The 16,989-nt window shown below is 66.4% G+C and carries 1 protein-coding gene (cut by a window edge); it reads left to right on the plus strand.

Going from position 1 to position 16,989, the window contains the following annotated elements; translation table 11 throughout:
• On the plus strand, positions 1–16,989 hold the 5' portion of the coding sequence (locus tag ACQP1T_RS05015; protein ID WP_433758772.1) for a non-ribosomal peptide synthase/polyketide synthase. Its footprint extends 771 nt past the window's final position; only the first 16,989 of its 17,760 coding nucleotides appear in the window; the start codon lies at positions 1–3; its stop codon lies beyond the right edge, outside the window.

Consider the following 16,989-nt stretch of genomic DNA (forward strand, 5'->3'; position numbering starts at 1 on the left):
GTGCACGGTACGGAGTTGGGTGGGGCGCGACCGGACGGGGCCGCGCGCCTGGCGAGTGACTGCTTACCGGACGCTCCCGACGACCAGCCGTTTCCGCTCGCACCGGCGCAGCTGGGGGTCTGGTACGCGCAGCTGCTCGATCCCGACGTGCCGATCAATGTGGCCCAGTACGTCGACGTGCCCGGCCTGCTGGATCCTGTGATCCTGCAAGAGGTGTCGGTCATCGCGGCGCGGGAATACGAATCGGTGCTGGTGCGCCTCGGCGAATCCGGCGGGGTGCCGTATCAGTGCGTCGATCCGGCGAATTCCGTCGATCTCCAGGTAATCGACCTGCGCGAAAAAGCCGATCCGGTGGCCGAGGCGCACGAATGGATGCGTGCCGATGCGAGCGCGCCGGTCGATATGCTGACCGATCGACTGTTCGCCTGTGCCGTACTACGCGTGGCCGACCAGCGGTGCTTCTGGTATCTGCGGGCGCATCACATCGTGCTCGACGGGTTCGGCGCGCTGAGCAATACGCAGCGGGCGGCGCAGTTGTATACGGCCAGGGTGCTCGGCACTGAGCCACCTGCGGTCCAGCCGGGTGCGCTGACCGAGCTGGTCGACGCTGAACTCGCCTACCGCGACAGCTCTCGCTTCGAGACCGACCGAGCGCACTGGGCCGAGCGGGTGGTCGGTCTCGACGGCGCTACCAGCCTGGACGGACGGACCGCGCCGCGCTCGGCGACCAATCTGATCGCGGCTCGGGTACTGCAGGACGTGCTGGTCGACCGGATGAATTCGCTTGCGGCGAATCAAGATTCGACGCTCGCGGTGGTACTGCTCGCGGCCTTCGCCGGATATCTGGGGCGGTTCACCGATCGGGACGAGGCGGTATTGAGTCTGCCGGTGACCGCTCGCACCACCGGGCTCATGCGGCGGTCGGCCGGAATGCTGTCGAATATCGTGCCGCTGCGGCTCGCGGTCGACGGCACCTGGGGGGATCTGCTGCGGGCGACGCGGGTCGAGGTGGCGGGTGCGCTGCGGCACCAGCGCTATCGGCACGAGGACATTCGCCGCGATGCCGAGCACGACGGACGGCCCGCGCGCCGTGCGCTGTTCGGTCCGCTGGCCAACATCATGCTGTTCGGCAGCGAGTTGACGCTGGGCGATGCGGTCGGCAGGCACCACGTCTTATCCACCGGGCCGGTCGAGGACCTGAGCCTCAATGTCTATTACGGCGAGCGCGACAGCGTGCACATCGATTTCGAGGCGAATCCGAATCTCTATACCGCAGACGACATCGCACGCCACCAGACCCGGTTCGTGCGGTATCTGGAGCGTCTGGTGGCCACCGAGGTGGATACGCCGATGGCGGCGGTGGCGGTGGCGACCGAGCTGGAACTCGACGTGAGCACCCGGATCTGGAATGCGACCGGCTTCGATGTGCCAGCCGCGCTCGCCGGCGCGTCGACGCTGGTTTCGATGTTCGAGGCGCAGGTCGCGCGGACGCCGGATGCGGTCGCGGTGCGGTTCGCGGGTGTTCCGGATCTGACGTATCGGGAACTCGCGGAACGCAGTAATCGGCTGGCACGGTATTTGATCGGACTCGGCGTCGGACCGGAAACGCGGATCGCGCTCGATATCCGTCGGTCGCCGGAACTGGTAATCGCCATATATGCCGTGCTCGCTGCTGGTGCGGCGTATGTGCCGCTCGATCCGGATCATCCGGCCGAGCGGACCGCGCACATTCTGGCTACCGCGCGACCGGCATGCGTACTGGCAACCGAAGCCATGCCGCTTTCCGAAGTACCGGTGATCCGTCTCGATCGACTGGATCTCGCCGACTATTCGGATGGTCCGGTCTGGGATCGGGAACGCACCGCCGCGCTGCGACCGGCACAGCCCGCGTACGTGATCTTCACCTCGGGGTCGACCGGACTGCCGAAGGGGGTGGCGGTCACCCACGAGGCGATTGTGAATCGGCTGGTGTGGATGCAGCAGCAGTATCGGCTGTCGGCCGATGATGTGGTGCTGCAGAAGACGCCAGCCACCTTCGATGTGTCGGTGTGGGAGTTCTTCTGGCCGTTGCAGATCGGGGCGCGGCTGGTACTCGCCGAGCACGACGGTCACCGTGATCCGGCCTACCTGCGGGCTGTCATCGCCGAATATGGCGTCACGACCGCACATTTCGTGCCGTCGATGCTGGAAGTCTTTCTGGCACAGCCGGAGTGCACTTCGGCACTGCGAACCGTCTTCGCCTCCGGTGAGGCGCTGCCCGCCGCGCTGGCGCAGCGGCTGCGGGTGCTGACCGGTGTGCGGCTGCACAACCTGTACGGTCCCACCGAGGCGGCGGTCGACGTCACCTTCCATGAAGTGACCGATACCGATACCCTCTCGGTGCCGATCGGCGCGCCGGTCTTCAATACCCGGCTCTACGTGCTCGATTCGCGGCTGCGGCCGGTACCGGTCGGGGCTGCGGGCGAGCTGTATCTGTCGGGGGTACAGCTCGCCCGTGGTTATATCGGCCGCTCCGGGCTCACCGCCGATCGGTTCGTCGCCGATCCGTTCGGTTCGGCGAACCGGATGTATCGCACCGGTGATCTGGTGCGCTGGACCACGCACGGTGAGCTGGAGTACCTGGGCCGCACCGATTTTCAGGTGAAGGTGCGCGGGCTGCGGATCGAGCTCGGTGAGATCGAAGCCGTGCTCGGCACCGTCGATTCGGTGGTACGCGCGGTGGTCGTGGTGCGCGATGACGCCGGGGTAGGCGAGCAGTTGGTTGCCTATGTGGTCGAATCCGAGCCCGGCGCGGTGTCTCCCGATGAGCTGCGCACCGCAGCGCTGCGCGCGCTGCCCGCATATATGGTGCCCGCCGCGTTCGTGGTGATGGATGCGCTGCCGGTCAATGCCTCCGGCAAATTGGATCGTGCCGCGCTGCCCGCGCCCGAGCGGATCTCGAATGAATACGCCGAGGTCGCGACGCCGGTACAGGCCGCGGTCGCGCGGGTATTCGGCGCGGTGCTCGGACACGAGCGGGTCGGGCGCGACGACGATTTCTTCGCGCTCGGCGGTAATAGTTTGGTGGCCACCCAGGTCGCGGCGCGGTTGGGCGCCGAACTGGGATGTCGGCTCGGGGTTCGCGAATTGTTCACCGCTAGCACGGTGTCCGCACTCGCCGAACTCATCGAGCGGGCGGGTGGATCCAGTGGCGTGCCGGTGCTCGCGCAGCTGCGGGCGCGGCATCGGCCGCCGCTGGTTCCGCTATCTCCGGCCCAGCAGCGGATCTGGTTCCTGAATCGATTCGAGACTTCCAGCGCCGGTTACAACATGCCGTTCGTGGTGCGGTTGCGCGGTGCGGTCGATATTTCCGCGCTCCGGCAGGCCTTGGCCGATCTGGTCGATAGGCATGAGGTGCTGCGCACGATCTTTCCCGCGGTATCGGTCGGGGTGGCGGCCCAGCAGGTCGTATTGTCCGCGGCCGAGGTCGTCGTCGTGGGTGAGCCGGAATCGATCGGCGCGGACGAACTGGACGACGAGCTGGCTCGATTCGCGGCGCTCGGATTCGACCTGGAGTGTGAAATACCCATTCGGGCACGGATCTTCCTGGTCGATGACGAGAGCTGCGCGCTGGCGCTGGTGCTGCACCACATTGCCGCGGATGGCATGTCGCTGCGAGTGTTGGCACGAGATGTCATGTCCGCGTACGGATCCCGGCATGCGGGTGAGGTGCCGCAATGGCCGCCGCTGTCGGTGCAGTACGCGGATTACAGTCTTTGGCAGCATGAATTGCTCGGCTCAGCCGAGGATCCCGACGCTGCTGTATCGGCCCGGCAGCTGGAGTTCTGGACTGCCGCGCTTGCCGGTGCGCCCGATCTGATCGAGCTGCCCGCCGATCGGGCCCGCCCCGCCGTCGCATCCGGGCGGGGTGCGGTCTTCGGTTTCGAAATACCGGGCGAGGTGCACGCCGACATCGTGAAACTCGCCCGTGCCAGGGGCGTTTCGAACTTCATGGTGTTGCATGCCGCGCTCGCCGTGCTGCTTTCGCGGCTGTCCGGCGGCGGCGACATCGTGATCGGTACGCCGGTGGCCGGACGCGGTGAGCGGGCGCTGGACGATCTCGTCGGCATGTTCGTCAATACCCTGGTACTACGGACCATAGTCGATGCCGCCGTACCCTTCTCGGCGCTGCTCGCACGGGTGCGCGAGACCGATCTTGCCGCCTTCGGTCATGCCGAATTGCCATTCGAGCAGCTGGTCGATGCCATCAACCCGCCGCGCTCGCAGGCGCGGCATCCGCTGTTCCAGGTATTGCTCGCTTTCGACAATGCCGCGGACATCGCCTTCGAACTCCCAGATTTGTCGGCCTGCACCAGTAGGGTGGAGACCGGAGTGACCAAATTCGATCTCCAGCTCACGGTCACCGAAGGCTTCGCCGGTGCCGGACACGGGGAAGGTCCGGCACCGGCGGGGGTTCGGGCGGAGTTCACCTACGCCACCGATCTATTCGACGAAGCCACCATCGCGGACTATGCGCGGTGGTTGGTTCGGTTGCTACGCGCGATCGTTGTCGATCCCGAGCTGGCCGTGGGGGATCTGCCGCTGCTGGATGTGGCGGGTCGGCAGCGGGCGATCGAGTGCGGAATCGCTGAATCGTCCAGCCGTGCCGCGACGCTGCTGGCTTCCTTCGAGTCGCAGGTGCGGCGAACGCCCGACGCTGTCGCACTTGTCGATGGCGTTGCGGCGCTGGGCCACCCGTCGCCCGACCACCACCCCTCAACGAGTCGTTATACGACGCTGAGCTATCGGGAGTTCTCGGGGCGGGTAAATCGGCTTGCTCGTCGGCTGATCGCCGCCGGGGTCGGGCCCGAGACGCTGGTCGTGCTCGGCATGCGGCGGTCGGTGGAGTTCGTTGTCGCCGCCTATGCCGTATTGACCGCGGGTGGCGGGTATGTGCCGGTTGATCCGGATCAACCGGCGGCGCGGCGCGCACAGGTCGTTGCCTCGGCTCAGCCGGTCTGTGTGCTGACTCGGACGGGCGACGGGTGGTCGACCGGACCTTCGGTCCTGGCCGTCGATGCGCTGGATTGCTCCGGCTATTCGGATGCGCCGGTGCTGGATTCGGATCGGCTGCGTCCTTTGCGGGTAACCGATACGGCGTACGTCATCTTCACCTCGGGGTCCACCGGCGTGCCGAAAGGTGTCGCGGTGCAGCACGCCTCGGTGGTCAATCAGATCGACTGGATCGCCGACGAGTACGGCATCGGGGCCGAAGATGTGGTTCTGTTCAAGACTCCGGCGACCTTCGATGTGTCGGTATGGGAGCTGTTCGCGCCATTGGCGCGTGGTGCGCGCATGGTCGTCGCCGCGCACGACGGGCATCGGGACAGTGCGTATCTGGCCGCGACCATTGCGGCGCACCAGGTGACGATGACCTCGTTCGTGCCGTCGATGCTGACGGTGTTCGCCGATGCCACGGGTATTGCCGAGATCGCCTCGCTGCGTATTGTTTTCGTGGCCGGTGAGGCGATGACCGGTGAAGCCGCGGCACGCTTCGCCGCCGTCTGCCGAGCTGAGCTGCACAATCTCTACGGCCCAACGGAATTCACGGTGCACGCCACCTATGCGGCGGTCGATGCACGGAAGCCTGGGGCGGTGCCGATCGGTCGGCCGGTACGTTCGAGCCAGGTGTTGGTACTCGACGCGCGGTTGCGGCCGGTGCCGGACCTGGTCGTCGGCGAGCTGTACCTCTCCGGCGTTCAGGTGGCGCGTGGCTATCACGGGCGGGCGGAATTGACCGCCGAGCGGTTCGTGGCCAATCCGTATGGACCAACCGGAGCCCGGATGTATCGGACCGGTGATCTGGTTCGGCGCAATCGTGCCGGTGAGCTGGAATACCTGGGACGCAGTGATTTTCAGGTCAAGCTGCGTGGGCAGCGGATCGAGCTCGGCGAGATCGAGGCGGCGCTCGTCGCTGCCGACGATGTGCGTGCTGCGGCGGTTCGGGTGTTCGCGCATGGCGCGGGTGAGTTGCTGGTCGCCTATGTGGTCGCCGCCATCTCGGAGGTGGAGTTGGCCGACGTGCTTGGGCAGCGGCTGCGCGCGGCGCTGCCCTCGTACATGGTGCCGACGGCCTATGTCGGATTGTCGGAAATGCCGCTGACCAGCTCGGGCAAGTTGGATCGCAGGGCATTGCCCGATCCGGTGCTGACTGCCAGAACATTTCGTGCCCCCGTTTCGTCTGCCGAGTCCGCGGTTGCCGAGGTGTTCGCGGCCGTGCTCGGTCTCGATCGGGTCGGGCTGGACGACGACTTCTTCGCGCTCGGCGGAAACTCCCTGGTCGCCACGCAGATTGCCGCGCGGATCGGCGCGGTGGTCGATGCCGATATTCCGGTGCGGCTGTTGTTCGAGCATTCGACCGTGGCCGCGTTGGCCGCGCATCTGCCAGGTTCGGGGACCGCGCGCCGGGCATTGGTCGCGGCGGCTCGACCTGATGTGGTGCCGCTCTCCTATGCGCAGCAGCGGATGTGGTTTCTCAACCAGTTCGACGCCGCCTCGGTCGCGAATAATCTGACGGCCGCGGTGCGACTGGTCGGTGCGCTCGATCTCGGCGCACTGACGGATGCCGTTGCCGATGTCATCGCCAGGCATGAGCCGCTGCGCACTAGATATCCAGCGGTCGATGGCGTTCCGCATCAGGAAGTGCTGCCGGTGGATCGGGATGCGGTCTCGCTGGTGCCGGAGCTGGTTGACGTCGCCGAACTGCCTCATCGGATTCGAGCCGCGGCGGCAATGCCTTTCGCGGTCGACCGGAAGGCCCCGATTCGGCTGACACTGCTGCGCACCGGGACCGAGCATGTGCTGGTTGTTTCCATCCATCACATCAGTGCCGACGGTTGGTCCATCGCGCCGCTCACTCGGGATCTGATGGTCGCTTACGCGGCGCGACGCGTCGGCTCGGAGGCGAACTGGGCGCCGCTGCCGGTGCAGTACGCCGATTACACGCTGTGGCAGCGGGAAACACTCGGTGCGGAGGACGACCCGGAATCGCTGATGGCCGAGCAGATCCGGTACTGGTCGACCGAATTGGCCGACCTGCCGGATGTGCTGACACTGCCGGGGGATCGGTCGCGTCCTGCGATCGCGTCGGGGCGTGGCGCGCGCCATGCCTTCAGCATCGATGCCGCCACACATCAACGACTGCGTGCTGTGGCGGACGGCGCGAACGCCTCGCTGTTCATGGTGTTGCACGCGGCATTCGCCACGCTGCTGACGAAACTCTCTGGGCAGCGGGATATCGCGATCGGGACGCCGGTCGCCGGGCGCGGTGCGGCCGAGCTGGACGGGCTCGTCGGCATGTTCGTCAACACCCTGGTGCTGCGGACCGATGTGCGGCCCGAAATGGCCTTTGCCGACTTGATCGCGGCGGTCCGTGACGGTGATCTGCGCGCCATCGCGCATGCCGATGTGCCGTTCGAGCGGCTGGTCGAGGTATTGCAGCCGGAGCGTTCCGCGGCGCGGCATCCGCTGTTCCAGGTCATGCTCGACTTCCAGAACACCGCGCAGACCAGCCTGGAGCTGGCCGGTCTCGAAGCGTCGATGCTCGATATCGACACGCGGACAGCGAAATTCGATCTACAACTGACGCTGACCGAGACCGCCGACGCAGCCGGTATGGCGGCGACCTTCGAATACGCCACCGACCTGTTCGACGCGCGGACGGTCGCCGCGTTCGCGAATCGGCTACAGCGCGTACTCGATGCGGTCGCCGATCCGCACGTGCGCATCGGCGATATCGATCTGCTCGCCGACGACGAGCGGGCGCTGATCCTCGATGCCTGGAATGCGACAGCGCATCCGGTGGCCGCCGATGCGACGCTGGTATCGCTGTTCGAGGCGCAGGTCGCGCGGACGCCGGATGACATCGCGCTCACCTTCGAGGCCGAATCGCTGGCCCACCCGTCGCCCGACCGCCACCCCCCATCGAGTCGCTACGCGACCCTGACCTATGCGGAATTCGCGGGACGGGTGAATCGGCTCGCGCGGCTGCTGGTGTCGATCGGGGTCGGTCCGGAGACCACGGTGGCCATCGGTATGCGGCGATCGGTGGATCTGGTCGTCGCCATATACGCGGTGCTCACGGCGGGTGGTGCGTATGTTCCGGTGGATCCGGAGCATCCGGCCGATCGGATCACCCAGACGCTGCGGATGGCGCGGCCGGTGTGCGTGCTGACCCGCACGGAGGATGGGCTGGATCTCGGCACCGAGGAGCGCTCGAGCGCGTGGGCGGTGCTCGATGTGGATCTGTTCGACACCGCCGACTACGCGGACGCACCGCTCACCGATGATGATCGGCTGGGCTCCCTGGTGGCGGCCGATGCCGCGTACGTGATCTTCACCTCCGGCTCGACGGGGCGGCCGAAGGGGGTGGCCGTTTCGCATGCGGCGATCGTCAATCGTCTGGTGTGGATGCAGGACACCTACTCGCTGACCGGCGACGATGTGGTGTTGCAGAAGACGCCCGCCACTTTCGATGTGTCGGTGTGGGAGTTCTTCTGGCCGTTGCAAGTCGGCGCGCGGTTGGTGGTGGCGCGGCCGGATGGGCATCGCGATCCGGCGTATCTGGCGCGGGTCATTCGTCGCGAGCGAGTCAGTGTCGCGCATTTCGTGCCGTCGATGCTGGTGGTGTTCGTCGCGGAACCCGCGGCGGCTGACTGTGATTCGCTGCGGCTGGTATTCGCATCGGGTGAGGCATTGGCCCCCAAGCCCGCTCATCGGCTCCGTGAGCTGACCGGCGCGGCGGTGCACAACCTGTACGGTCCGACCGAGGCCGCGGTGGATGTCACCAGTCACGAGGTCACCGATGTCGATGTGGATACCGTGCCGATCGGTGGGCCGGTATTCAACACCCAGGTCTATGTGCTCGACGCGCGGCTGCGCCCGGTGCCGGTGGGTGTCACGGGCGAATTGTATTTGGCCGGTGCGCAATTGGCGCGCGGCTATATCGGGCGGCCGGATCTGACCAGCGATCGGTTCGTCGCGAATCCGTTCGGCGATGGTACGCGGATGTATCGCACGGGGGATCTGGTGACCTGGCGTGCTGATGCGGTGCTCGAGTATTTGGGGCGCACTGATTTCCAGGTCAAGTTGCGTGGTCTGCGGATCGAGCTCGGGGAAATCGAAACGGCGCTCACCGCGGTGGATTCGATTGCGCAGGCCGTGATTGTGCTGCGGGACGGGCAGCAACTGGTCGCGTACGTCGTCGTGGAAACCGGGGCGCGGGTCGATCCCGATGCCCTGAAATCCGCTCTGAGCAGGCAACTGCCCGTATATATGGTGCCGTCGGCGTTCGTCGTGCTCGATGAATTTCCGCTGAATGCTTCCGGGAAGTTGGATCGGAAGGCGCTGCCGGCGCCGGTATTCGAGGCTGCCGTTTTCCGCGCTCCCGTCACGGCGACACAGGAAATCGTCGCGCGGACCTTCGCCGAGGTGCTGAATGTCGAGCTGGTCGGCCTCGATGACGACTTCTTCGCGCTCGGTGGAAATTCACTGAACGCCACCCAGGTCGTTGCGCGGTTGGGTGCGGCGCTGGATATGCGGCTGCCGGTGCGGATGCTGTTCGAGGCATCCACGGTGGTGGCATTGGCGGCCGCGACCGAGGCGCATGAGGGGCGTGGATATGTCGCGTTGCACGCGCGTCCGCGGCCGGCGCGGATTCCGCTTTCCCCGGCGCAACAGCGCATGTGGTTTCTCAACCGGTTCCTTGCCGACGATTCGGGCGACGCCGTGGACAACATTCCGCTGGCGCTGCGGCTGACCGGCGACCTCGATGTGGCGGCATTGTCCGCCGCGCTGGCCGATGTGGTCGCCCGGCACGAGGCACTGCGGACGGTCTACCCGGGCGGGCCCGATGGCGCGGAGCAGGTGATCATCGCCGCGGCACGGGCGGTTCCGATATTGCGGCCGGAGCCGATCACCGAAGCCGAACTCGGGTCGCGCCTTTCCGCATTCGCGGCGACCGCCTTCGACCTGACCACAGAGATGCCACTGCGGGCCGGACTGTTCACCGCTGGCGACGAACATGTGCTAGCACTTGTGCTGCACCATATTTCGGCCGACGGGTTCTCGCTCGGACCACTCGCGAGCGATCTCATCACCGCCTACACCGCACGTCGAGATGGCATCGCGCCCGCATGGGCGGCATTGCCCGTGCAGTATGCCGACTACACGCTGTGGCAGGCCGAAACGCTGGGCGAGGAAGCGGATCCGGAGTCGCAGACGCACCGGCAACTCGCCTTCTGGCGGCGTGCGCTGGCGGGTCTGCCCGAACAACTCGAGCTGCCCACCGACCGGCCGCGGCCCGCCGTCTCGTCGTATCGGGGTGACACCCACCGGCTGCGCATCGACTCCGATCTGCACAGTGAGCTGCGCGAACTGGCCCGCAAGCGGGAAACGACGCTGTTCAGCACGATCCATGCGGCGCTCGCGGTGTTGCTGTCCCGCTTGTCCGTCAGCGAGGACATCGCGATCGGCACACCCGTCGCAGGTCGCGGCGATGCCGCGCTGGATGGGCTCGTCGGGATGTTCGTCAACACCCTGGTACTGCGCACCCATATCGACACCAGGGCGCGCTTCGAGACGGTGCTGGATACCGTGCGCGCGCAGGATATCGAGGCGCTGTCGCACCCGGATGTGCCGTTCGAGCGGCTGGTCGAGGTCATCGCGCCGACCCGGGCGCAGAATCGGAATCCGCTGTTCCAGGTGGCGTTGACCTTCCAGAACTTCACCTTGCCGCCGCTCGAACTCGCCGATCTCGTGGTGCGTCCGGTCGAATTCGATGCGGCGGCCGCGAAATTCGATCTGCAGTTCACGGTGCTCGAATCCGATGACGCGGATGGTCGTGCGGACGGCATCGATATCGAGATCACCTATGCCACCGACCTTTTCGATGCGGGCACGATCGCGGTTCTCGGTCGCCGGTTCACCCAGGTGCTGGCCGCTATCGCCGCGGATGCCACGGTGGTGGTCGGGGATATCCAACTGCTCAGCGCCGAGGAACAGCATCGCGCCCTGCACGAATGGTCCACTCCGACAACGGCTTATGTCACCGAGACGGCCACCTTGGTCGAGCGGTTCGCGCTCGCGGCCGCCATCGACCCGACAGCCGCCGCGGTCCGCGCCGGGACCCGATCGCTGACCTACGCCGAACTCGACGCCTGGTCGAATCGGCTGGCCCGGCGGCTGATCGCGGCCGGGGTCGGACCGGAGGCGCTGGTGGCGGTGGCGCTGCCGCGGTCGGTGGAACTGGTCGTCGCATTGGTCGCGGTGATCAAGGCGGGCGGTGGCTATCTGCCGATCGATCCGAACTATCCGGCGGACCGGATCGAATACGTACTCGATGACGCGCGTCCCATCTGCGCGATCACCAGTGCGGCGACCGAATTGGCGCCTGGCTGGTTCGGCGGGCCGGTGCTCGATATCGCGGCCGCGAATCGGGGTTCGATCGACTCGGCCGCCATCACCCAGGCCGAGCGTCGCGGGTCGCTGAATCCGGCGCATACGGCTTATGTCATCTACACCTCAGGATCCACCGGGAAACCGAAGGGTGTGGTCATCCCGCACCGCAATGTGCTGCGCCTGTTGGATAACACCCAGTGCCACTTCGAGTTCGGGCCAGCCGACGTCTGGACACTGTTCCACTCCCTCGCCTTCGATTTCTCGGTCTGGGAGCTGTGGGGTGCGCTGCTGCACGGCGGCACCCTCGTGGTGGTCGACTACTACACCTCACGCTCACCGGAGCAATTCCTGGAACTGCTCGCCGCGGAACGGGTGACGGTGCTGAACCAGACGCCGTCGGCGTTCTATCAACTGATTGCCGCGTCGCCCGCCGAACTCAGCTTGCGCTATGTCATTTTCGGTGGCGAGGCGCTGGAACCGCAGCGGCTCGGCGGCTGGTTCGTCCGGCACTCCCGCTCGCCGCGACTGGTGAATATGTACGGCATCACCGAGACCACCGTGCATGTGTCCTACCGGCCGATCGAGGCCGGTACCGGGTCTGCGAGCGTGATCGGTGGGGCGATACCCGGATTGGTCGTGCGGGTGCTCGATGCGCGGCTGCGACCGGTGCCGGTCGGTGTGCCCGGCGAGATCTATGTTTCCGGTGGTCAGTTGGCGCGCGGCTATCTCGGGCGGCCCGCGCTCACCGCGAGCCGGTTCGTGGCCGATCCGTACGCCGGGGACGGTGCCCTGGCCTATCGGTCCGGTGATCTCGCACGGTGGACGGCCGACGGCGAGTTGGAGTATCTGGGCCGGGCCGACCAGCAGGTCAACCTGCGCGGATTCCGCATCGAGCTGGGGGAGATCGAGGCGGCGCTACTCGATTCGAGCGCCGCGGTGCGCGAGGTGGCGGTGATCGTGCGCGGCGATCTGGTGGATGAGTCGCGCATTGTCGCCTATGTGGTCGGCTGCGCTGGGATCGATACCGCGGACCTGCGACAACAGCTCGCGCGCCGGTTGCCCGAGCATATGGTGCCCGCCGCGATCGTGGTAGTGGATCGAATTCCCTTGACCGTCAATGGGAAGCTGGATCGGGCCGCATTGCCAGCGCCGGTATTCGAGGCGACGACGTACCGCAAGCCGGGGACGTTCGTCGAGGAGATTGTCGCCGGGGTCTTCGCGGATGTGCTCGGGATGGCCGATGACGGTCCGGTCGGCGCGGATGACGACTTCTTCGCCCTCGGCGGTTCCTCCCTGTCGGCCGCGAAGGCCGCGGCCCGCATCGGGGCCGCACTCGGGCGCACCGTCGGCGTGCGCGCGCTGTTCGAAACGCCACGGGTCGCCGATCTCGCCGCGGCGGTCAGCGCGAGCGATACGACCGCGATCAGGCCCGCGCTGGTAGCCGGTGCACGTCCGGACCGGATTCCGCTCTCCCCGGCGCAGCAGCGGATGTGGTTCCTCAACCGGTTCGATCAGCACTCCGTCGCCTACAACATTCCGGTGGCGCTGCGGCTCACCGGCGCACTGGATATCGCGGCGCTACAAGCGGCGGTCGCGGACCTGATCGGCCGACACGAGTCGCTGCGGACCCGGTACCCCCAGGTTGACGGTGCGGCGACTCAGCTGATCGTGCCCGTCGCGCAGTCGATTCCGTCGCTGTATCCGATCGATATTTCCGAAGCCGAACTGCCGGAACGGATTCGAAAGCTGGCCGCCACTACATTCGACGTGACCATCGACATTCCGTTGCGGATGCGGCTGTTCCGGGTAGCGGGTCGCGCGGAGTTCGTATTGGCGGCTGTGCTGCATCACATTGCCGCGGACGGATCCTCCCTCGCGCCATTTGTCCGTGACTTGATGCTGGCCTACCGCGCACGCCTGGATGACAGCGCGCCCGGCTGGACGCCGCCCGCCATGCAGTACGCGGATTACGCGCTGTGGCAGCGGAAGCTGCTCGGCAGCGAGGATGAGCCAGAATCGCTTTCGGCACAGCAGATCGCGTACTGGACCCGAACGCTGGGCGGACTCCCCGATCAGCTGGCCCTACCGACCGATCACCCGCGCCCCGCAAAGCAGAGTTTGCGCGGCGCGAAGGTGGAGTTCGCCATCGACGCGCGGTTGCACGGCGGGCTCATCGCGCTCGGACGACGCAGTGGCGCAACGTTGTTCATGGTTGTCCATGCCGCGTTCGCCGTACTGCTCGCCCGACTGTCCGGCAGTTCGGATATCGCGGTCGGTACCCCGATCGCGGGTCGCGGCGATGCGGAACTCGACGATGTCATCGGCATGTTCGTGAACACGCTGGTGTTGCGTACTCGGGTCGATGGCGGTGAAAGCTTCGATGTGCTGCTCGAACGAGCCAGGGCAGCCGATATCGCCGCCTTCTCGCATGCGGATGTGCCATTCGAGCGCCTGGTGGAGGTGCTGAATCCAGAACGATCGGCGGCGCGTCATCCACTGTTCCAGGTCGGGCTCTCGTTCCAGAATCACGAGCGCGGCGAACTGAAGCTACCCGGACTCGAAGTATCCGAGCTCGAATTCGACAGTGGAGTTGCGCAATTCGATCTGCATTTGTTCGCTGTCGATCACTACGGTGCGGATGGTGCGCCCGAGGGGATCGATCTCGCGCTCGGCTACGCGACCGACCTGTTCGAGCACGCTAGTGCACAGCGGTTCAGTGCGCAGCTGTTGCGGCTGCTCGAAAAGGTTGTTGATCAGTCGGATACAGCTGTCGGTGAGCTGGATCTGCTGGGCGCAGATCGTGCGCTGTTGCTCGAGGAGTGGAATCGGACCGCGCATCCAGTGGCCTCGGCGACGTTGGCCGATCTCATCGATGCTCAGGTGGCATTGACGCCCGAGGGCGTCGCGTTGATCGATGCGAGCTCCGAATCGGTGCTCACCTATGCCGAATTCGACGCCTCGGTCAACAGGTTGGGCCGCAGGTTGATTGCGGACGGGGTCGGTCCGGAGGCGACCGTCGTGCTGGCCATGCGTCGCTCGATCGAGTTGGTTGTCGCCATGTACGCGGTGGCGCGGGCCGGGGGCGCGTATGTGCCGATCGATCCGGATCATCCGGCCGACCGGATCGGCTATGTCATCGAGACTGCCGCGCCCGTGTGTGTGCTCACCACGTCACGTGACAAGCTACCTGTCGAAACCTCCCTTCCCACAATGGATGTGGATCGGCTCGACCTGGCGAGCTACGCGGCGACCCCGATTGCGGATGGCGAACGGGTGCGACCGTTGCGGCCCGAGCACCCGGCATATGTGATCTTCACATCCGGGTCGACCGGACTGCCCAAGGGCGTCACCGTTTCGCATGCGGCGATCGTCAACCAATTGGCTTGGCTGCGTGACCGATTCGCGCTCGGATCGCGCGAGTGCGCATTGCTGAAGACTCCGGCGACCTTCGACCTCTCGGTGTGGGAGTTCTGGTCGGTCCTGACGACGGGTGGTCGCCTGGTGGTGACCGAGCCCGGCACCGAGCGCGATCCGGACCGGCTGCGCGCCCTGATCGAACGGCATGCGGTGACGGTGCTGCACGCCGTGCCGTCGCTGGTCGGCATGCTGCTTGCGGTATCGGATGCGCCGCTACCGGATTCACTACGGCAGGTGCTCGCCATCGGTGAGGCGCTGCCACCCGCTACCGCGATCCAATTCCGGCGTCGGGCCGGGCATGCCGGTGCACGGCTGTTCAACCTGTACGGCCCGACCGAGGCGGCCGTATCGATCACCGCCTTCGAAGTCGGTGCGGACCCGACCCATATCGTGCCGATCGGCGCGCCAGCCTGGAACAGTCGGGTCTACGTGCTCGATGCACGGCTGCAACCGGTTCCGGTGGGCGTGCCGGGCGAGTTGTATTTGGCCGGTGCGCAATTGGCGCGCGGCTACCAACGCAGGGCCGCGCTGACGGCGGACCGGTTCATCGCGGATCCCTTCGCCGTGGGGACCACGATGTACCGGACCGGAGATATCGTCCGCTGGCGTCCGGAGGGTGCGCTGGAATATCTGGAGCGGGCGGACTTCCAGGTCAAGATCGGCGGCTTCCGGATCGAGCTCGGCGAGGTGGAGGCCGCGCTGCTACGGCTGCCCGAGGTGCGTGCCGCGGTTGCGGTGGCGCGCGCTGACGATCCCGCCGGAGCTCGGCTCATCGCCTATGTCGCGGTGGCGGACTCGACGGGTGCTGTCGAGTTGGCCGGGGCCTTGCGTGCGGCGGTGGCCGCGGAGCTGCCCACCTATATGGTGCCCGCCGCGGTTGTGGTGCTGGAGTCGTTGCCGCTCAATGCCAATGGCAAGGTCGATCGGACCGCATTGCCCGAGCCGGTATTCACCACCGCTGCTTTCCGCGCACCAACCAATGATCTGGAGCGCTTGGTCGCGACCACCTTCGCCGAGGTAATCGCGGCCGCGGAAATGGTCGGGTTGGACACCGATTTCTTCGCGCTCGGCGGCAATTCGCTGCTGGCGACCCGGCTGGCGGCGCAGCTGGGCTCGACGCTCGGAATCCGGGTCCCGGTGGCCGCGGTATTCGACGCATCCACCGTCGGCCTGCTCGCCGCCCGACTGGCCGAACTCGGGGACGCCGACACCAGGCCAGCGCTCATTCGACGCTCCGGCACCGCACCCGCCCAGCTATCGCTGGCACAGCAGCGGATGTGGGTGGTCAACCGGCTGGCTCCCGACTCCTCGGCCTACAACATTCCCGCGGCCTTGCGTCTGACCGGCACGTTGGATACCGCAGCCCTGACCGCGGCCGTACTTGACGTGATCGAGCGCCACGAAATCCTGCGCACCCGATATCCGGATGCCGAACCCGAACCGGTGCAACAAGTGCTGGCCGTCGGCCAGGTCGATCTGGAACCGGTCATGGTGGCACAGGGTGATATCGACGCACGCATCGCTGAATTCGTCACCGCCGGTTTCGATATCACCGCGGCGCCGCCCGTCCGCGCGGCATTGTTCCGGACCGACGTGGACGAGCACGTGCTCGTCGTTGTGCTGCACCACATCGGCGCCGACGGCTATTCGGTCGCACCGATGACGCGAGATCTCATGCGTGCCTACCTCAGCCGGACCGCGGGCAATGCGCCCGATTGGTCGCCATTGCCGATCCAGTACGCCGATTACAGCGTGTGGCAACGCGCGGTACTCGGCTCCGACCGCGATCCGAGCAGTCTGCTGTCCCGGCAACTCGCCTATTGGACAACGGAATTGGCGGGCCTGCCCGAAGTTCTCCCATTGCCGACCGATAGACCGCGTCCGGCACGGCGGAATATGCGCGGTGCCACCGTCTGTTTCGAGGTCGACGCCATGCTCGCCGGTCGACTGGAGACGGTCGCCAGTGCACACGGCACAACGCTGTTCACCCTGATCCACAGCGCGTTCGCGGTCCTGCTCGCCAAGCTGTCCGGCACCACGGATATCGCCATCGGCGCACCGGTCGCCGGGCGCGGTGAACGGAAGCTCGACGATCTGATCGGCATGTTCGTCAATACCGTTGTGCTGCGAACCGAT

The sequence above is a fragment of the Nocardia sp. CA-135398 genome (genome assembly GCF_050955845.1).
Classification (GTDB): Bacteria; Actinomycetota; Actinomycetes; order Mycobacteriales; family Mycobacteriaceae; genus Nocardia.